The organism is Williamsia sp. (assembly GCF_016462415.1).
GTDB lineage: Bacteria > Actinomycetota > Actinomycetes > Mycobacteriales > Mycobacteriaceae > Williamsia_A.
Genome location: NZ_JAEMTF010000048.1, coordinates 15,438 through 33,870 on the forward strand (window position 1 = coordinate 15,438; position 18,433 = coordinate 33,870).

The 18,433-nt window shown below is 68.9% G+C and carries 22 protein-coding genes; 15 read left to right on the forward strand and 7 right to left on the reverse strand.

The features are described 5' to 3' along the window. Positions 1-59 precede the first annotated feature (59 nt). The 5 genes from JHC79_RS13160 (at position 60) to JHC79_RS13180 (ending at position 3,171) form a co-directional block, all read left to right on the forward strand. Complete coding sequence (locus JHC79_RS13160) at positions 60-902, forward strand: SDR family oxidoreductase (RefSeq protein WP_296391455.1); 843 nt, start codon at positions 60-62, stop codon at positions 900-902. After that, positions 899-1,630: an acetoacetate decarboxylase family protein gene (locus JHC79_RS13165; protein WP_296391456.1), complete on the forward strand. Its 732-nt coding sequence runs from the start codon at positions 899-901 to the stop codon at positions 1,628-1,630. Before JHC79_RS13160 ends, JHC79_RS13165 begins: the two co-directional genes overlap by 4 nt. A gap of 37 nt (positions 1,631-1,667) precedes the next feature. Continuing rightward, positions 1,668-2,009 (forward strand): DivIVA domain-containing protein, encoded by a 342-nt coding sequence (locus tag JHC79_RS13170; RefSeq protein ID WP_366782747.1) that lies wholly within the window; start codon positions 1,668-1,670, stop codon positions 2,007-2,009. A 123-nt stretch (positions 2,010-2,132) separates the two neighbouring features. Beyond that, the gene (locus JHC79_RS13175) at positions 2,133-2,303 is read left to right on the forward strand and encodes a DUF3117 domain-containing protein (RefSeq protein ID WP_188489822.1); all 171 of its coding nucleotides are present in this window, start codon (positions 2,133-2,135) and stop codon (positions 2,301-2,303) included. Positions 2,304-2,337: 34 nt separating this feature from the next. Then, on the forward strand, positions 2,338-3,171 hold the full coding sequence (locus tag JHC79_RS13180; RefSeq protein ID WP_296391459.1) for a putative RNA methyltransferase: 834 nt from the start codon (positions 2,338-2,340) through the stop codon (positions 3,169-3,171). A gap of 2 nt (positions 3,172-3,173) precedes the next feature. Here the strand turns inward: JHC79_RS13180 and glgA are convergent, their stop codons facing one another. Further along, positions 3,174-4,346, reverse strand: a complete 1,173-nt coding sequence (glgA, locus tag JHC79_RS13185) for a glycogen synthase (protein WP_296391461.1) — start codon at positions 4,344-4,346, stop codon at positions 3,174-3,176. 121 nt (positions 4,347-4,467) lie between these two features. On the opposite strand from glgA, the gene glgC reads away from it, so the two are divergent. Continuing rightward, positions 4,468-5,685, forward strand: coding sequence for a glucose-1-phosphate adenylyltransferase (gene glgC, locus JHC79_RS13190; RefSeq protein ID WP_253662230.1), 1,218 nt, complete (start codon positions 4,468-4,470; stop codon positions 5,683-5,685). Here glgC and JHC79_RS13195 read toward each other — a convergent pair. From JHC79_RS13195 to cofD, 3 genes are read right to left on the reverse strand one after another with little or no spacing between them, the layout of a single operon-like run. After that, positions 5,672-6,256: an NUDIX domain-containing protein gene (locus JHC79_RS13195; RefSeq protein WP_296391465.1), complete on the reverse strand. Its 585-nt coding sequence runs from the start codon at positions 6,254-6,256 to the stop codon at positions 5,672-5,674. The genes glgC and JHC79_RS13195 overlap by 14 nt on opposite strands. Continuing rightward, positions 6,253-7,653 carry a coenzyme F420-0:L-glutamate ligase gene (locus JHC79_RS13200; RefSeq protein ID WP_296391467.1) on the reverse strand — a complete coding sequence of 467 codons (1,401 nt, stop codon included), beginning with the start codon at positions 7,651-7,653 and terminating at the stop codon, positions 6,253-6,255. The genes JHC79_RS13195 and JHC79_RS13200 overlap by 4 nt, the downstream gene beginning before the upstream one ends. Then, complete coding sequence (cofD, locus tag JHC79_RS13205; protein WP_296391469.1) at positions 7,650-8,699, reverse strand: 2-phospho-L-lactate transferase; 1,050 nt, start codon at positions 8,697-8,699, stop codon at positions 7,650-7,652. Before cofD ends, JHC79_RS13200 begins: the two co-directional genes overlap by 4 nt. Before the next feature lie 317 nt (positions 8,700-9,016). Here cofD and JHC79_RS13210 point away from each other — a divergent pair, with 317 nt between their 5' ends. Beyond that, a complete protein-coding gene (locus JHC79_RS13210) occupies positions 9,017-9,346 on the forward strand; it encodes a WhiB family transcriptional regulator (protein WP_296391472.1) in 330 nt (109 codons plus the stop codon). Between the two features lie 40 nt (positions 9,347-9,386). On the opposite strand, the gene JHC79_RS13215 is transcribed toward JHC79_RS13210, so the two are convergent. Continuing rightward, complete coding sequence (locus tag JHC79_RS13215; protein ID WP_296391474.1) at positions 9,387-9,893, reverse strand: metallopeptidase family protein; 507 nt, start codon at positions 9,891-9,893, stop codon at positions 9,387-9,389. Between the two features lie 116 nt (positions 9,894-10,009). Between JHC79_RS13215 and JHC79_RS13220 the strand changes: the two genes are divergently transcribed. Continuing rightward, entirely contained in the window at positions 10,010-10,426 is a 417-nt protein-coding gene (locus tag JHC79_RS13220; RefSeq protein WP_296391476.1) for a DUF3499 domain-containing protein, read from the forward strand. Here the strand turns inward: JHC79_RS13220 and JHC79_RS13225 are convergent. Further along, complete coding sequence (locus tag JHC79_RS13225; protein WP_296391478.1) at positions 10,397-11,497, reverse strand: phosphatase PAP2 family protein; 1,101 nt, start codon at positions 11,495-11,497, stop codon at positions 10,397-10,399. The two genes, JHC79_RS13220 and JHC79_RS13225, sit on opposite strands and share 30 nt — an antisense overlap. A 71-nt stretch (positions 11,498-11,568) precedes the next feature. On the opposite strand from JHC79_RS13225, the gene JHC79_RS13230 reads away from it, so the two are divergent. Genes JHC79_RS13230 through manA form a run of 3 tightly spaced genes read left to right on the forward strand, consistent with a single transcriptional unit; the run spans position 11,569 to position 15,396 of the window. Beyond that, positions 11,569-12,972, forward strand: coding sequence for a phosphomannomutase/phosphoglucomutase (locus JHC79_RS13230; RefSeq protein ID WP_296391480.1), 1,404 nt, complete (start codon positions 11,569-11,571; stop codon positions 12,970-12,972). A gap of 19 nt (positions 12,973-12,991) precedes the next feature. Beyond that, entirely contained in the window at positions 12,992-14,092 is a 1,101-nt protein-coding gene (locus tag JHC79_RS13235; RefSeq protein ID WP_296391482.1) for a hypothetical protein, read from the forward strand. Further along, complete coding sequence (gene manA / locus JHC79_RS13240; protein ID WP_296391493.1) at positions 14,092-15,396, forward strand: mannose-6-phosphate isomerase, class I; 1,305 nt, start codon at positions 14,092-14,094, stop codon at positions 15,394-15,396. The genes JHC79_RS13235 and manA overlap by 1 nt, the downstream gene beginning before the upstream one ends. Here the strand turns inward: manA and JHC79_RS13245 are convergent. Then, positions 15,357-15,938: a TetR/AcrR family transcriptional regulator gene (locus JHC79_RS13245; RefSeq protein ID WP_296391505.1), complete on the reverse strand. Its 582-nt coding sequence runs from the start codon at positions 15,936-15,938 to the stop codon at positions 15,357-15,359. The two genes, manA and JHC79_RS13245, sit on opposite strands and share 40 nt — an antisense overlap. Before the next feature lie 186 nt (positions 15,939-16,124). Here JHC79_RS13245 and JHC79_RS13250 point away from each other — a divergent pair, with 186 nt between their 5' ends. From JHC79_RS13250 to JHC79_RS13265, 4 genes are all read left to right on the forward strand, one after another. Next, positions 16,125-16,679: an NADPH-dependent FMN reductase gene (locus tag JHC79_RS13250; protein WP_296391495.1), complete on the forward strand. Its 555-nt coding sequence runs from the start codon at positions 16,125-16,127 to the stop codon at positions 16,677-16,679. A 267-nt stretch (positions 16,680-16,946) separates the two neighbouring features. Next, on the forward strand, positions 16,947-17,180 hold the full coding sequence (locus JHC79_RS13255) for a redoxin NrdH (RefSeq protein WP_296391497.1): 234 nt from the start codon (positions 16,947-16,949) through the stop codon (positions 17,178-17,180). 34 nt (positions 17,181-17,214) lie between these two features. Next, positions 17,215-17,739: a class Ib ribonucleoside-diphosphate reductase assembly flavoprotein NrdI gene (gene nrdI / locus JHC79_RS13260; protein ID WP_296391500.1), complete on the forward strand. Its 525-nt coding sequence runs from the start codon at positions 17,215-17,217 to the stop codon at positions 17,737-17,739. A gap of 117 nt (positions 17,740-17,856) precedes the next feature. Then, the coding region (locus JHC79_RS13265) for a ribonucleotide reductase N-terminal alpha domain-containing protein (protein WP_296391502.1) at positions 17,857-18,433 on the forward strand (577 nt) is incomplete at its 3' end.

Here is an 18,433-nt window from a genome sequence, read left to right on the forward strand (position 1 = left end):
AGGCTGGTCATCGCGTCCCGTACGTGGTCTCATCACTAGAACGTGTTCCAGTTCTATCGATGGGAGCCCTTGTGGCGAATGAGTCCGTGTCCGGGAAATCGATCCTCGTCACCGGTGGTGGCAGCGGTATAGGCCTCGGCATCGCCGCCGCCCTCGTCGCCGACGGCGCGACGGTGACGATCGCCGGCCGCAGTCAGGAACGCCTCGACACCGCGGCCGCCGGGCTCTCCGGCGCCGGCGCGGTGCACACCGTGTCCACCGACATCACCGATGAGGACCAGGTCGCCGCCGCGGTCGCGGCCGCGGCCGCCCACACCGGCCGTCTCGACGGCGTCGTGGCGTGCGCGGGCGGCAGCGAGACCATCGGGCCGGTGACCCAGATCGACAGCGCCGCATGGCGCAACACCGTCGACCTGAACATCAACGGCACGATGTACACCCTCAAACACGCTGCGCGCGAACTCGTCCGCGGCGGTGGGGGATCGTTCGTCGCGATCTCGTCGATCGCCGCGTCCAACACGCACCGCTGGTTCGGCGCCTACGGTGTGACCAAATCCGGTGTCGACCACCTGGTCCGGCTCGGCGCGGACGAACTCGGCGCCAGCAACGTGCGCGTCAACGGGATCCGGCCCGGCCTGACCAGGACCGAGCTGGTGCAGATCGTGCTCGACTCACCGGAACTGAGCGGGGACTACCGCGAGGCCACACCGCTGCCGCGGGTCGGCGAGGTCGCCGACATCGCCGCCCTGGCCGTGTTCCTGCTCGGGGACTCCTCGAGCTGGATCACCGGGCAGATCATCAACGTCGACGGTGGCCAGATGCTGCGCCGCGGACCGGACTACAGCTCGATGCTCGAGGGTGTCTTCGGCGCCGACGGTCTGCGGGGTGTCGTGGAGGCATGAGTACCAGCACGCACCAGATCCTGGGTCGGGACGTGTCCATGCCGGTACAGATCCGGGCCGCCACCGCCTTCACGTCGATGGTGTCGGTCTCGGCCGACGCCGCGCAGCGACTCATCGACCACACCGGGCTGCAGGTGCTGCGCTGGCGACCGGGCCGAGCGGTCTGCGTCCTGGTCTTCGTCGACTACGTCGACGGCGATCTGGGACCCTACAACGAGTTCGGCGTGTGCTTCCTGGTACGCGAACACGGCCGCCGCGGCGGCGGTGTGCTCGCCGATCTGAGGTCGCTGGTCGGTGGCCGGGGATGCGCCTACATCCATCGCCTGCCCGTCGACGGTGATTTCACCCTGGCGGCCGGCCGTGAGATCTGGGGATTCCCGAAGACGTTGGCCGAGTTCGACGTCGACCACGAGGCGGCGGTCAAACGTGGTTCGCTGCGTGCCGACGGCGCGTTGATCGCGTCGTTGGAGGTGTCACCGGGGGTGTCGGTGCCCGACTCACCGTCGGCGACCACCCTGACCGCCTACTCCCATCTCGACGGGGTCACCCGCGTCACGCCGTGGTCCATGCGCGCCGCGCAGACGCGGACCCGTCCGGGCGGGGCGTCGCTCACCCTGGGGGAGCACCCCTTCGCCGACGAGCTGCGCGGACTCGACCTCGGGCGCACTCTGATGAGCTCGTCGGTGGGTGGGTTCACCATGACGTTCGGCGACGCCGAGACCGTCTGAGATCGTCGGGACCGGCCGATCTGGGATGATCGGGGGCGTGCAGACCCTGTTGCTCTATCTTCTCGTCATGGCGCTGGTGGTCGCCGTCGTCTTCGCCGTGGTCTGGTTCGCCTTCGGCCGCGGCGAGGACCTCCCCCCGCTCGAGCGTGACGCGACGCTGACACGCCTGCCGCGAGCGGGGATCTCGGGCGACGACGTCCGCAGACTGCGTTTCGCACTGGTGCTCCGGGGTTACAAGCAGTCCGAGGTCGACTGGGCCCTGGAGAAGTTGGCCAGGGAGGTCGATGAGCTGCGCACCGTCATCGTCGACCTGCAGGGCCGCGACGCCAACGACTTTTCGCGGCGCGAACCGGATGCGGCGCAGGTCGACGAGACGTGAGCCGTATCATTGACAGGGTTGACCCGCGGTGAGTGCGATGCGTCGGGTCCGACAGACCAGTTCAACCGCATAGAATCAGATTCCGTGCCGATATCGGCGAGGATCGACAAGGGAGCATGTGACATGGCGGCGATGAAGCCAAGGACCGGCGACGGTCCCCTTGAAGCAGCCAAGGAAGGGCGAGGAATCGTCGTACGGATACCCATCGAGGGTGGTGGCAGGCTCGTTGTCGAACTCACTCCGGACGAGGCCGCTGCGCTCGGCGAAGAACTGCGTGGCGTCGTCGCGGGCTGACCGGCCCGCCGCGGCTCGTCGGTGAGACGCCGACATGCTGTCGGCGATCATCGATCTCCTCGATTGTCCGGTGTGCCAGGGCGACCTGGACATCGATGAGTCCACGGTCATCTGCGATCGTGGGCACACCTTCGACATCGCCCGCCAGGGGTACGTGTCCTTGCTGTCCGGTTCCGCCGGGAAGCTGCACTCCGATTCCGTCGAGATGGTCTCGGCGCGTGAGCGCGTGCTCGGCTCCGGTCGATACGACCCCATCAGCGACGCCGTCGCCGAGCTGACCGACGGCCCGGCGATTCTCGACGTGGGCGCGGGCACCGGCCACTACCTGGCCCGGAGCCTCGCCGCGGTCGGGCCCGACGCGCGCGGTGTCGGACTGGACCTGTCCAAGGCGGGAGCGCGGGCGACCGCCCGTGTCCATCCCCGCATCGGCTCCATCATCGCCGATGCCTGGCAACGACTTCCGGTGCGTGACGGGAGCGTCGACACGGTGCTGTCGGTGTTCGCGCCGCGCAACGTCGCCGAGTTCGCCCGCGTGCTCATCCCCGGCGGTGCGCTGGTCGTGGTGACCCCCACACCGCGGCATCTCGCCGAGATCGTCGAGCCCATGGGCATGATCGGTGTCGATCCGGCCAAGCCCGAACGGATCGGCAACACCCTCGGCGCCGCGTTCACCCGTACCGAGCGGATCTCGGTGGAACACACCATGACTCTCGACCGTGCGCTCGTCGCCGACGTGGTGACGATGGGCCCGTCGGCGTATCACCTGTCCGGCAACGAGATCAGCGATCGCGCCGCCGCGCTGGCCGACACCGTCGACGTCGTCTGCTCGGTGACGGTGTCGCGCTATGAGGCGCAGGCCGCCCGGTAGCGCTAGCGGCCCGAGAGCGCCGCGTTGTAGACGGTGATGGTCTGTTCGGCGATCGACCCCCACGAGAACTCCGCGATCGCCCGTTCCCGCCCGGCCACGCCCATCTCCGACGCGCGGGCGGGGTCGGCGACGAGGGTGTTGACCGCAGAGGCGAGAGCGTTCTCGAATGCGGTCTCGTCGTCGACGTCGTAGTGCACGAGCAGTCCGGTGACCTGATCGCGCACCACCTCCGGGATCCCGCCGACGTCGGAGGCGACCACCGCGGTGCCGCACGCCATGGCCTCGAGGTTGACGATCCCCAGCGGCTCGTAGATCGATGGACAGATGAAAACGACCGCGGCCGACAGGATCTCGCGGATCCGATCGGTGGGCAGCATCTCCTGGATCCAGTGCACGCCGTCGCGGGTGGCCGACAGCTCGTCGACCGCGGCGGCGATCTCCGCCCCGATCTCGGGGGTGTCGGGAGCGCCGGCGCACAGGACGAGCTGCAGATCGGGGTCGAAGGCGTGGGCGGCCGCGACGAGGTGCCGCACGCCCTTCTGTCGGGTGATCCGACCGACGAACACCGCGATGGGGCGGTCGGGGTCGATGCCCAGGGCACTCAGCGTCGACTCCCCGGCGAACGGATCCGGTTCGGGGAACCAGATGTCGGTGTCGATGCCGTTGCGCACCACGTGGACCCGTTCCGGGTCGAGTCGGGGATAGGCGTCGCAGACGTCCACGCGCATCCCGGCGCTGACGGCGATCACCGCGTCGGCGTACTCGATCGCGTTGCGTTCGGCCCAACTCGACACCCGGTAGCCGCCACCGAGCTGCTCGGCCTTCCACGGGCGTCGTGGTTCGAGTGAGTGCGCGGTGAGGATGTGCGGCACGTCGTAGAGCTGTGCGGCGAGATGGCCGGCGAGCCCGGTGTACCAGGTGTGTGAGTGCACCACCTCGGCGTCGGCCACGCCCGCGACCATGCGCAGATCGGCCGACAGTGTCGTCAGTGCGGCGTTGGCGCCGGTCAGTCCGGGGTCGGCGGTGTAGACGTGCGCGGTGTCGCGCGGGGCACCCATGCAGTGCACGTCCACCTCGGCCAGCGACCGCAGGTGACGGACGAGCTCGGTGACGTGGACACCCGCGCCTCCGTAGACCTCGGGCGGATACTCGCGCGTCATCATCGCCACTCGCATGCCCCGACGCTATCCCGGTGCGCGGGTTCCCGCCATCACAGGACCCCCGATGGCGTCGGCGAACACTCCGGATCGTCGCAGAACGTAGCCGCGAACCCCGATGGCGGATAAGTTGGGCGGTGTGAGATCACAGCCGCACGTGCTCGGGATCGTGCTCGCCGGCGGCGAGGGAAAGCGTTTGTATCCCTTGACCATGGACCGCGCGAAACCCGCCGTCCCGTTCGGTGGCGCCTATCGCCTCATCGACTTCGTCCTCAGCAACCTGGTCAACGCCGGGTATCAACGTCTGTGCGTGCTGACGCAGTACAAATCGCATTCGCTCGACCGGCACATCTCCCAGACGTGGCGGCTGTCGGGGTTCAACGGTGAATACATCACGCCCGTCCCGGCGCAGCAGCGCCTCGGACCCCGTTGGTACACCGGCAGCGCGGACGCGATCTTCCAGTCCCTCAACCTGGTCTACGACGAGGAGCCGGACTACATCGTGGTCTTCGGCGCCGACCACGTTTACCGGATGGACCCGGAGCAGATGGTGCAGGCGCACATCGAGTCCGGAGCGGCGGCGACCGTGGCGGGCATCCGTGTCCCGCGCAGCGAGGCGTTCGCCTTCGGGTGCATCGACGCCGACGAATCCGGTCGGATCACGCAGTTCCTCGAGAAGCCCAAGGACCCGCCCGGCACGCCGGACGATCCCGAGGCGACGTTCGCCTCGATGGGCAACTACGTGTTCACCACCTCGGCGCTGGTCGAGGCGATCCGGGCGGACGCCGACGACAGCGACTCCGACCACGACATGGGCGGCGACATCATCCCGGGGTTCGTCAACCGCGGCGAGGCCCACGTCTACGACTTCAAGGACAACGAGGTGCCCGGGGCCACCGAGCGCGACAAGGGCTACTGGCGTGACGTGGGGACGCTCGACGCGTTCTACGACGCACACATGGACCTGGTGTCGGTGCACCCGGTGTTCAACCTCTACAACCGTCGGTGGCCGATCCGCGGTGCCGCCGAGAACCTCGCGCCCGCCAAGTTCGTCCACGGTGGGCTGGCGCAGGAGTCGGTGGTCGGCGCGGGTTCCATCATCTCCGCGGCGACGGTGCGCAATTCCGTGCTCAGCTCGAACGTGATCATCGAGGACGGCGCCACGGTCGAGGGCAGTGTCCTGATGCCCGGCGTCCGCATCGGGCGAGGTGCGGTGGTGCGCAAGGCGATCCTGGACAAGAACGTCGTCGTCGGTCCCGGTGAGATTCTCGGTGTCGAACTGGAACGCGACCGCGAGAAATACGCGGTCAGTGCGGGCGGCGTGGTCGCCGTCGGCAAGGGCGTCAGACTGGGCTGACGCCCCCGAACGCGGTGCGTGCCGCGGCGACCAGATCGGCCATCTCGGCGCGATGGGTGTCGTCGGGCAGGTCCGCGACCGGCCACCACCGCAGGTCGACCGACTCGTCGCTGCGCACGATGTCAGGCAGTCCACCGCCGTCGACCTCGGGCGCGATGCCGAGGAACCGGACGTCGAGGTGACGGGTCGGGATCCCGAGCGAGCAGGTGATCGGGTGCGTGTGGAGCGCGATCGGGTTCGCCGACAAGGACAGATCTCCGATGCCCGACTCCTCGCGCGCCTCGCGGGCCGCGGCGTCGCGCAGGGTGTCGTCGGACTCCTCGCAGTGTCCGCCCACCTGTATCCACGCACCGACCCGTGGGTGCAGCGTCAGCAGGGTGTGGGTACCGGTGTGGTCCAGGATCAGCGTCGATGCCGTGAGATGGCCGGGCGCGCAGCTGCGCAGGCACGCGTCGTCTCGCGCGGCGAGGAACGCGAGCACGGTGTGCCGCATCGAATCCTGGGATCGGTCGGTGACGTCCCAACCGGTCAGCATCCGCGTCGCCGACGCGTGCAGACTCTCGGTGCTCACCTGATCTCGACCAGACCGTCGGTGGCGGCCGGCCCACGCAGGGTGGGCGCGTCGAGGGGATGACCGATGGCGATCGCGCCCAACGGCTCCCAGTCGGTCGGCACGTCGAGCTCGGTGGTGACGACGTCGCGGGCGAAGATCGTCGAGCCCACCCAGCAACTGCCGACCCCGCGCACCGACAACGCCACCAGCAGTCCCTGGACAGCGGCGCCGACCGCGACGGTGAACATGGTGTGCTCGGCCGTCGAGCGTGCCTCGTCGGGATAGTCGTGCGCGCCGTCCATCGTGAGCATCGGGACGACGAGTTCGGGTGCGTCGTAGAGCAACTGACCGCGGGCGACGCGACGGTCGACGGATTCGGTTGTCTTCCCGTCGGATTCGAGGTCGGCGCGCCAACGGTCGGCCATCGCGTCGAGCAGGCGGCGGCGGCGGGCCGGGTCGCGGACCCAGACGAAGCGGACCGGATGGGTGTGGTGGGGGGCCGGGGCGGTGAGCGCCTCGGCGAACGCGGCGTGCATCACGTCCTCGGCGACCGGGGTGTCGGTGAAGGAGCGGACCGATCGGCGGGTGAGCAGGGCCTGCGCACGACCGAGCTCGATGGCCTCACCGGTCCCCAGCCAGAACAGATCGTCCTCGCCGGGACGCACGAGATCGCGCGCGCTCGAACCGTTGTCGCGCGGCCGTAGTCCGCGCACGATGGCGACCGGGGTCTCGCCGAGCTTGCCCTTCACCAGGTCGGCGGCGGCGGCGATCTCGTCGACGACGGCGATGTCGGTGACGAGCAACTCGTTGCCGTGCCGGTCGAGCGTCCCGTCGTAGGGGTGGGTGACGGCGATGCCCGCGGCACCGATGGCCGCGTCGATCTGCCCGTTGCGCCAGGCGCGACCCATGGTGTCGGTGACGACCACGGCGACCTGCACGCCGAGCAGCTCGGCGATGGCGGTGCGCAGGCGGCGCGCGCTGGCGTCGGGATCGACCGGCAGCAGCGCGAGTTGGTCGGTGTCGACGTTGGACCCGTCGACACCGGCGGCCGCCTGGACGATCCCGAGGGCGTTCTCGGTGATCAGCGTGCGGTTCTTGCGGGCGAGGACGCGGACCGACTCGTTCTCGACGAGAGTGCGACGCAACGCATCCCGCTCGTCGGGATCGCTCGGCGCCGTCACCATGCGTCCCTCGACCTTCGAGAAGATCTTGCTGGTCACGACGAGGATGTCGTCGGTGCGCAGATCGGGGGCCGCGCGCGCGATCTCGGCTGCGATGTCGTCGCCGGCGGAGAAGCGGGGGAGTCCCGGTACCGCGATGAGCGTTATCGCGCCGGTGGCCGCGTGGTCGGCAGTGGGAATGTCGGAAGGGACGTGCTCGGCCGGGCCGGGGTCGTTGATGCCTGTCTCGCTCATGCCGGGGTCACGGGGATGCCCACGAGATCACAGGCGTCGCGGACCATCTGGGCCGTCACGCTCGGCTCGGTCATCAACAGCGGGACGGCTCGGGTGGCGACGCCGGGGATGTCGGCGGTGTCGCCGGGCGCGACGAGCCAACCGTCGAGGATGCCGTTGCCCGATCGTGCGCCGTAATGCGCACCGATGGCCTCGGCGGTGGTCTCGACGCCGATCACCGACAGGCACTCGTCGGCCATGCCGCGCAGGGGGGCTCCGCCGATGACGGGGGAGATGCCGACCACGGGTGCCGACGTCGTGCGCAGCGCGGCGCGGACGCCGGGGACGCTGATGATCGCGCCCACGCTGACGACGGGGTTGCTCGGGGCGAGCAGGACGATGTCGGCGTCGGCGATGGCCTCGAGCACGCCGGGTGCCGGCTTCGCGTCGTCGGAACCGACCTGCGCGAAACCGTGTGTCGGGATCTTCGCGCGGTAGCGCACCCACCACTCCTGGAAGTGGATCGCGACCTTGTCGTCTGGTGACGAGGAGTCGGCGCCCGCGCCGCGCACATCGCCGCTGCGGTTGACCACCACGTGGGTCTCGTGGCGGTCGTCGGTGGCCGGGATGAGGCGCACCCCGGGCTGCCACCGCTTGCACAGTGCCTCGGTGATGTCGGAGAGGCGGTAGCCCGCGTCGAGCATCTGCGTGCGGATGAGATGCGTTGCGAGGTCGCGGTCGCCGAGTCCGAACCAGTCCGGGTCGGCACCGTAGGCGGCCAGTTCCTCCTTCGCGTTCCACGTCTCGTCGCGTCGACCCCACCCGCGTTCGGTGTCGATACCGCCGCCGAGGGTGTACATGCAGGTGTCGAGGTCGGGACAGATCCGCACGCCGTGCATCCAGGCATCGTCACCGACGTTGACCACCGCGGTCACCGAGTTCGCCGAACCGCGCTCGCCCGCACCACCGTTGTCACCGGCCGGGAAGGGGGTCGGTCCGAGGAGATGGCGCACGCCGTCGAGGAATCGTGCGCCCCCGACGCCGCCGACGAGAACCGTTGTCTTCACGACGACCCACTCTAGTGCGGCACCGACCGAGGTGGCGGTCCGCGTGCGACGAGGGCGCCTCAGCGACCGGCCGGTGTGGTCCGCAACACACCTGTCGTGTCGAGACGCCGAATCGTCGGTGGAGGGTGGTATTGGGAATTTGGCTGTTCCGCTTGACCGCAGCGCTGCCCGCCGTGTCTAATCACATCAGTGTCATTATCGTTTCGTGATCGAGAATCGTTGAGCCGCTTCGAATTCGATCACATGTTCGAATCCGGGCAGATTACGACACCGGCGAGACCCACACCACTTTCTATCCGAGATGAGGAGGCCCGGCGATGACTTCTGAGAACCTGATGAGCAACGGCCTTCATTCGCAGGCGCCCGCACCACAGACATCCCACCTGAGCATTGTCCCCGACGACTTCGATTCGCTGTTCGACAACATCGAGGATCAGTGGCAGGACCGCGCCCTGTGCGCCCAGACCGATCCCGAGGCGTTCTTCCCCGAGAAGGGCGGATCGACCCGTGAGGCCAAGCGCATCTGCCAGGGGTGCGAGGTCAAGCCCGAATGCCTGGAGTACGCCCTGCACAAGGACGAGCGCTTCGGGATCTGGGGCGGTCTGTCCGAACGCGAACGTCGGCGCCTCAAGCGCGGCATCATCTGATCGACTGCGCGACAACTCTTCTCGGCTCGAGTGCGAACCGTCACGGACTCGGGTCGATGGTGTCCTCGTCGACACCGAGGTGCGTCGCCACCTGCTGCACCAGTACCTCGTGCACCAGGTCGAGCAGATCGGCACCCTTGTCGGCCCGCGATTCGAGCGGGCGACGGAACAACACGATGCGGGCCTTCGAGGGCCGTCCGGCCGTGTCGATCCCGGCGGGCAGCAGGCGTGCCAGGGGGATCGGCCCGTCTGCGGTGACCTCGTCGGGCCACTGCACCGTCTCCGGATCTCGGGGCAGCATCCGCGGGATCTCGTCCACCGCGAGATCGAGGTTGCCCAGTTGGTCGTGCCACTGGGCGTCGATCTCGGCGAACGCCTCCAGGACGACGAGATCGAACGACTCCGAGCGGGTGTTCGCCGCAGGCACACCCGGGGGCAGCAGCGTCGATCGCAGACCCCGACCCCGACGATCGCGGCGGTGACCACGACGGTCACGGCGCAGCGACCCGCGGTCGCGTGCGTCGAGTGGATGCAGAGTCCTGGCCATGGCGAGAGTGTAGACACGACCACCCTCGGCCACGCGAGTGTCACGATGGCGTGTCGGTGGCGCCACGCCGGGTGTGTCTGCGGTGTCCGTGCGGCCCGTCGGGCTAATCTCGCATGGTGAGGCTCCCCCGTCAGTGCTGCAGGCCCGGTTGTGCCCAACCGGCGGTCGCCACGTTGACGTTCGTCTACGCCGAGTCGACCGCGGTCGTCGGTCCGCTCGCCACCTCCGACGAACCGCACTCCTGGGATCTGTGCGACCTGCACGCCAGCCGGATCACCGTCCCGCGCGGCTGGGAGATGATGCGCAGCGAGGGTGGGTTCGCCGCACCGTTCGGTGACGAGGACGACCTGACCGCTCTGGCCGAGGCCGTGCGCGAGGCCGGCGGATTACGCAGTGCGTCGGGAACCGACATGGCAGCGCGGTCCGCCCAGCACGCCGCGTGGCACACCCCGCCCGCACCGGTCTCCGCAGCCAACCGGCCCCGGCCGGGGCGTCGCGGTCACCTACGCGTGCTGCCCGACCCGGTCGACTGAACCCGGTTTCCCCGCGCCCTTTTTCTCCGCGCGCCGACCGCTCCACCATCGTTCGGCCGCACCGCAACCCAGCATCACCAGCGCAGCGAGTCCCCATCCCAGGATGAGATCGAACACGTAGTGCTCGGCGGAGTACACGAGCGTGAACGCCATCGCCGCGGCGTAGCCGACCCACAACGTCCGCCCCAGCTTCCGCGTGCGTCGCCACATGAACATCGCCAGCAGACCGGTGAGCCCGGCGTGCAACGACGGGATCGCCGCCACCTGATTGGACCGTTCCTGACCGACCTCGACGACATCGCGCACCGGTCCGATGTGCAGGACATCCCAGCCCCGGCTGGAGATGCGCTCGGTGAACGCGGCGCCGCCCTCGCGTGGTGTGACGGTGCCCAGCAGGCCGCCGTTCGGCACGCCGTCCGGGCTCGTCTTGAGGCAGGCGGGGAAGGCGGGTCCGTCGGCGATCTGCGACTGGGTGCACTGCGCGGCCGCCCACGGGGGAGCGGCGGGAACCAGGATGTAGCCGACCAGGCCGAGCAGGAACAGCACCACGAACCGGGTGACGAAACGACGCCACGAAGTGCGGTCGCGCAGCCACAGCCAGGCGGCCAGCGCGTACGGGACGATGAAGTAGGACATGTAGACCGCGCTGGTGATGACCTCCCACCACTGCGGATCGGCGTGCTTGAGGTGCTCCTGCAACCACACCGTCGGGACGACGCCGAACATCCACCGGTCGGCGTCGACGGCCAGGTTCCAGCGGGTGGGCATGCCGAGGAACGCCGCGACCCCGCGCGTCGACTCATAGGCGAACAGGACCAGCCCGAACGGGAGCCAGTCCCGGACCACCAGCAACGGGTTGCGTCGGCCGATGCTGGTGGCCACCAGGCCGGCACCGACTGCGATCAGGATCCACAGGAAATCGAACGACATCACCCGGGTCACCGTCAGCACGGCAAGGGTCAAGGCCCACACTGTGATCGCGGCGTACCGGAGACGGACCAGGCGGGTCGACGACGTCGCGGTCGTCCCCGACGACTGCGGCTGCGTCGGAGGTGATTGCACATCGGTCATCGACGTCGTCCAACCACTAAGCTGTGCGCACATCGACCAGACGAGATCGAATCGAACCGAGGAGCACCGACGTGCCAGACCCGACCAGGGTGGCCGACGCCACCACGAGCCGGACGACCGAGTCCGTGGCCGCCGTGGTGAAGGCCTACGACGTGCGCGGATTGGTCGGAGAACAGATCGACGAGCAGTTCGTCGGCGATGTCGGACGGTCCTTCGGTGGACTGATGGGCTCGGAGGGTGCGACCTCGGTGGTCGTCGGCTACGACATGCGTGAGTCGTCCCCGACGCTGGCCAGGGCCTTCGCCGACGGCGTGTGTGCGCAGGGCCTCGACGTCGTCCTGATCGGGCTCGCCTCGACCGACCAGCTCTACTTCGCGTCGGGCGTGCTCGAGCAGCCCGGCGCGATGTTCACCGCGAGCCACAACCCGGCCGCCTACAACGGGATCAAGCTGTGCCGCTCCGGCGCCAAGCCGGTCGGGCAGGACTCCGGGTTGGCCACCATCGCGGCGCAGTTGGTCGACGGGGTGCCCGAGCACGACGGACCGGCGGGGACGATCAGCGAGCGCGACGTGCTGGCTGACTACGCGGCGTATCTGCACGAACTCGTCGATCTCTCTGGTGTCAGACCGCTCACGGTCGCCGTGGACGCCGGGAACGGCATGGGTGGGCACACTGTTCCGGCGGTACTGGGGGATTCCCCGGTGTTCACTGTGCGTTCACTCTACTTCGAGCTCGACGGAACCTTCCCCAACCACGAGGCCAACCCGCTCGATCCGAAGAACCTGGTCGATCTCCAGGCGTTCGTGCGTGAGACCGGCGCCGACATCGGGCTCGCGTTCGACGGTGACGCCGACCGCTGCTTCGTCGTCGACGAGCGCGGCGAGCCGGTGTCGCCGTCCGCGGTCACCGGCCTCGTCGCCGACCGCGAGCTCGCCAAGAACCCCGGCGCGACGATCATCCACAACCTGATCACCTCGCGCGCGGTGCCGGAGCTGGTCACCGAGCTGGGTGGGACCCCGGTCCGCACCCGCGTCGGACACTCCTTCATCAAGGCGCAGATGGCGCAGACCGGGGCCGTCTTCGGCGGCGAACACTCCGCGCACTACTACTTCCGCGACTTCTTCAACGCCGACTCCGGGATGCTGGCGGCCATGCACGTCCTGGCGGCGCTGGGTGCGACCGACAAACCCGCCTCCGAGCTGTTCGCCGACTACGAGCGCTACAGCGCGTCGGGCGAGATCAACTCGACGGTCGCCGACGCCCCGGCCCGCACCGCCGAGGTGGTCGCGGCGTTCGCCGACGACGCCACCGACATCGACGAACTCGACGGGGTGACGGTCAGTCTCACCGACGGCTCGTGGTTCAACCTGCGGGCGTCGAACACCGAACCACTGCTGCGTCTCAACGCCGAGGCGCCGGATCCGGCACGGATCGACGCCCTGGTCGAGCGCATCCTGGCCATCGTCCGGGCCTGACGCCGATACCGTAGATCCCATGCTCACCGGTGCCCCCGACCTCGACGACGTGGCCCGCCTGCAGGCGGCCGACGTCGACGGCCGCCTACGGCTGGCCGCGATGACCGGCGCGCAGGTCAGAGCCGTCGACGAGGCTGTGCGTGAGGGGGTGCTCGCGCCGCTCGTCGACCTCCGGCCCCGGGCGGTCGTCCTGGTGGTGGGTGGCGCGAGCGCGTCGGCCGCCGCCGACCTGGTGGTCACGACGATGGCCGCACGCATCGATGTGCCGCTCGTCGTGGCGGGCAGCCTGCCCGGGTGGATCGGTCCGCTCGACCTCGTGGTGCTGATGGGTGACGACGCCGGCGACATGACCTTCGCCGACGCCGCGGCCCGGGCCACCCGCCGCCGCGCCGAACTCGTCGTCGACGTCCCACTGGAAGGCCCGCTGCGTGAGGCCGCGGGCGGGTCGGCCCTGGATCTGTCGCCACGCGTCCCCACCCCGCCCGAGTTTCGGTTCGTCGGGCATGTGGTGGCGCTGCTCGCCGTGCTGGGATCGTTGACCACCGTGCGCTCGACCGGCCCACGGGTGGACCTGGGGGCGCTGGCGCAGGCGCTCGACGACGAAGCCGCCGCGGCGCACCCCGGCAACGAGGTGTTCCACAACGCGGCCAAGGGCCTGGCCGCGCGCGTGGCCGATCGTTCGGTGGCCTGGGCGGGTGACACCCCCGCGTCGACCGTGATCGCCGGGCACGCCGCCCGCTCGATGTACACGATCGCGGGGGTGAGCGGCGTCGGGTGCGACCTGGCTCAGGCGGTGGCCGGAGCGGCCGGTCGCCCGGTCGACACGTCCGGCGCGCCGGTCGACTCGATATTCCACGATCCCGAGTTCGACGGACCCGTCGAACGTCCCGTCCGGGTCCAGGTCATCACCACGCCGTCGTCGGAGTGGTCGGTGCAGCAACGGATCTCGATACTCCCGGACGCCGATGTGGTGGCCATCGCCGGGCCGGCCCCGAGGATGCCCGAGCCGGGACGCCCCGACGAGGTCGGTGACACCCCCGACGATCTGGTGCATCTCCTGGTCCTCTCGTTGCGGATCGAGATGGCGGCGATCTACCTCCGGTTGACCGGAGCGCGCTGATGCGGTTGCTCGAGGGCATCGTCCGGCCGTACGCGTGGGGATCGCGAACATCGTTGGCGCAGTTGCGCGGCCACCCGACACCGTCACCGCACCCGGAGGCCGAACTGTGGTTCGGCGCGCACCCCGGGGCGCCGTCGCTGGTGGTCGGCGACGACGCGACCGATCCGTCGGCCGACCTGCTGTCGGTGATCGAGCGCGATCCGGATGCCGAACTCGGTGGCGAGTGTGCGCAGACCTTCGCCAACCGCCTGCCGTTCCTGGTCAAGATCCTCGCCGCCGACGAGCCGCTGTCGCTGCAGGCCCATCCGACCCTGGAGCAGGCCCGTGCGGGCTTCGCCCGGGAGAACGCGGCCGGTATCCCCGTCGGGGCGACCAACCGCAACTACCGCGACGACAACCACAAACCGGAACTCGTGGTGGCGCTCACCGAGTTCGACGCCCTCGCCGGGTTCCGTGATCCGGCCACGACCATCGAGCTGCTGCGGGATCTGCAGGTCGCCGAGCTCGACCCGTACCTGGGTCTGCTCGCGGGACAACCGGACTCGGACGGGCTGCGCGCACTGTTCACCACGTGGCTGACCCTGCCCGACGCGATCCTGCAGGCCCTGATCCCACCGGTCCTCGAGGGGGCGATCGCCTACCTCGGCCGGGGTGGGCGTCGATTCACCCGTGAGCTGCAGACGGTGCTCGAGCTCGGTGAGGCCTACCCGATGGACCCGGGCGTGCTGACGGTGTTGCTGCTCAACCGGATCCGACTCGAACCGGGGGAGGGCCTGTATCTCGGTGCGGGCAACCTGCACGCCTACCTCCAGGGCACCGCCGTGGAGGTCATGGCCAACTCCGACAACGTGCTCCGGGGCGGACTGACGCCCAAGCACATGGACGTGCCCGAGCTGCTCGCGGTGCTGGACTTCGCGCCCACCGCACCGTCGGAACTGCTGCCCGGGATCCACACACTCGGGGCCGAACGGATCTACTCCACACCCGCATCCGAGTTCCGGCTCTCCCGGGTCGAACTCGACGGCACCGGGCTGCAGCGGACGTCGTCGATCTCGTTCGACGCCGCGGGTCCGCAGATCCTGACGGTCATCGCCGGGACGATCGAGATCCGGACCCCCGACGGCAGGGTGCTGTCGGTGCCTGCGGGGTCGTCGGCGTGGCTCGGTGACGCCGATCCCGATGTGGTGGTCCGTGCCGCGTCGAGCCGGTCGGTGTTCTTCCGCGCGCTGGTACCGGGCGTCGGTCCGCGGACCGAGGAGCGCGGTCAGGCCGGCGTCAGCGAATCGACGAGTCGCTCCCACTGATCGCCGATGGCCTCGACGGTCAGGCCCTCGTGCACCATCAGGTGATGCACCGAGGCGGCCTCGAGCGGGGCCAGCAGCGCGAGTGAGACGGTGGGTACGGCGTCGCCGAAACCCATGTCGGTCAACAGTGTCTGGACGTGGATGACCGCGACGCGGTGGGCCGGGTGCGCCAGACGCGCCGGCCCGGAGGCGTCGTCGGCCTCGATGAGGATGTCGAGGTGCGCGCAGACCATGGCGAGCCGGGCCCGTCCGTAGGCCACGAGACGTTCGGCGGCGGGCGCTCCCGGGCCGAGCGGCGGCGGACCGGACAGGAACGACCGCTGCATCTCGGTCTCGGAGTGGTCGAGCAGTGACATCATCAGTCCCGCGCGGCCACCGAACCGACGGAACACGGTGCCCTTGCCGACGCCTGCCTCACGCGCGACCGCGTCCATCGTCACCGCTGCGGCGCCGTGGTTGTCGATGAGCCGCTTGGCGGCCGACAGCAGCAGGGCGCGGTTGCGGATCGCGTCGGAGCGCTCGGAATCGCCCGGACCGGCCATCGTCAGGCTCAGTGCGGACGGCGTCGGAGTGCCCGATGATCTCGACCCGCCACTGGTTGCCACATCGCTGAGCGTAATGGTTGACCGCCGGGGAATAGATACGGACCATGGTCCGGTTAATGCACTACGAACCGTTCAGGGGCGGCAGCCGAGTGCGCCCGCGGCGATATCGAGGAGTGATGTGAGATGTCCGAGTCCGTGAAGATCGTGGCCCTGGTGGGCAGCCTGCGTGCGGAGTCGATCAACCGCAAGGTGGCGGAGCTGGCCGCGGCCGGTGCGCCGGAGTCGGTGTCGGTCGAGATCTACGAGGGTCTCGCGACGGTCCCGTTCTACGACGAGGACCTCGATGTCGAGCCGCTCGATCCCGCCGTCGACTCCCTGCGCACCGCGCTGTCCGACGCCGACGCCGTGTTGATCGTGACGCCGGAGTACAACGGCACCATCCCCGCCGTCGTGAAGAACGCGATCGACTGGGGTTCGCGTCCGTACGGCAACGGGTCCCTGAAGGACAAGCCGGTCGCCGTGATCGGTGCCTCGTTGGGTCGGTATGCCGGCAAGTGGTCGCAGGAGGACGCGCGCAAGTCGGTCGGCATCGCCGGCGGCAAGGTCGTCGACAGCATCGAGGTGGGTATCGCCACGTCGGAACTCGACGGCCGCGCGGTCTCGGACGTACCCGAACTGGTCGAGCAGGTGCGGTCCGCGGTGGCCGATCTGGTCGCAGCCGTGGGGGTCACTGTCTGACCCCGGGTGTACTCATGGAACGACCCGATGGCGGCATCACGACATGTGGTGCCGCCATCGGCATCTGTGTGACCTGCGACACGCCGAAGGGATTTCCGCCACGCCCGGGCGCACCCCTCCGACCTGCGACTTCCATGAATGTTATTCGCAACCCCTTGTGTTGCTTACGTATGTCAGACACTAGGTGTAGTGTTTGGCAGACCGACAGGCCGCGCGATGTGCGAGTCCGTCAGCGCCCCGCACATCGTGAGTATCGAGGAGTTCCCCATGAGCATCACCGTCTACACCAAGCCGGCCTGCGTGCAGTGCAACGCCACCTACAAGGCCCTCGACAAGCAGGGTCTGGACTACGAGATCGTCGACATCAGCCAGGACGACGAGGCTCGTGACTACGTGATGGCGCTCGGTTACCTGCAGGCGCCCGTCGTGGTCGTCGGCGAGGACCACTGGTCCGGTTTCCGCCCGGATCGCATCAAGGCGCTCGCCGTCGCCGCTGCCTGATCGCACTAGTCCGTTCCATGTCTGGAGGTCCACCATGTCGACCCCGGACGGCTCCATCTCCGATCGCCCGGCCTCCGAGCATCCAGCCGGGGCGCCGCTGATCGTCTACTTCTCCAGCGTCTCGGAGAACACCCATCGTTTTGTCGAGAAGCTCGGTCTCCGGTCCGTCCGGATCCCGGTCGTCGACCGGGCGGAGCGGGTCAGCTCGTTCACCGTCGACGAGCCCTACGTACTGATCTGTCCGACCTACGGCGGCGGCAAGCCGTCGGAGGCCGGCACCGGACCGGTACGGGCCACCGGGGGATTCGTCCCCAAGCAGGTGGTCAAGTTCCTGAACAACGAGCACAACCGTTCGCTGATCCGCGCCGTCATCGCAGCGGGGAACACGAACTTCGGCGAGGAGTTCTGCCACGTCGGAGACATCATCTCGGCCAAGTGCCGTGTTCCGTACCTCTACCGATTCGAACTGATGGGCACCGCTGAGGACGTCGACCGCGTCCGAGACGGCCTCCGCGAGTTCGACACCGACGCCGCGATCGCGCGGACCGTCCCCGCCTGAATCGCGTTCTCGCACCTCGGCGCAGTCGGTGGGTCCCGCCTCACCGCACCTCGCCCCGCAGTCATCGCAGTTGTCCCAGTCATCCCAGTATTCGACCCACCACCCACAGGAGCTCCAGTGTCGCCAACCGTTACCCCCGTCAAAGACGCGACCGACGCCTCGGCGAGCACGTCGGGGACCCACGTCGGTCCGGCCGGACACGAGCCCGCGGAGATGGACTACCACTCGCTCAACGCGATGCTCAACCTGTACGACGCGGACGGGAAGATCCAGTTCGAGAAGGATCGCGAGGCGGCGAACCAGTACTTCCTCCAGCACGTCAACCAGAACACCGTCTTCTTCCACGACCTCGACGAGAAGCTCGACTACCTGGTGGAGGAGAACTACTACGAGCCCGAGGTCCTCGAGCGCTACGACCGCGAGTTCGTCAAGGACCTCTTCGGCTACGCCTACAAGAAGAAGTTCCGGTTCCCCACCTTCCTGGGGGCGTTCAAGTACTACACCTCGTACACGCTGAAGACGTTCGACGGGAAGCGCTACCTCGAGCGCTTCGAGGACCGCGTCTGCATGGTCGCGATGACCCTCGCCGACGGCGACACCGAACTGGCTCGTGCCCTCGTCGACGAGATCATCTCCGGTCGGTTCCAGCCGGCCACCCCGACGTTCCTCAACTCGGGCAAGAAGCAGCGCGGCG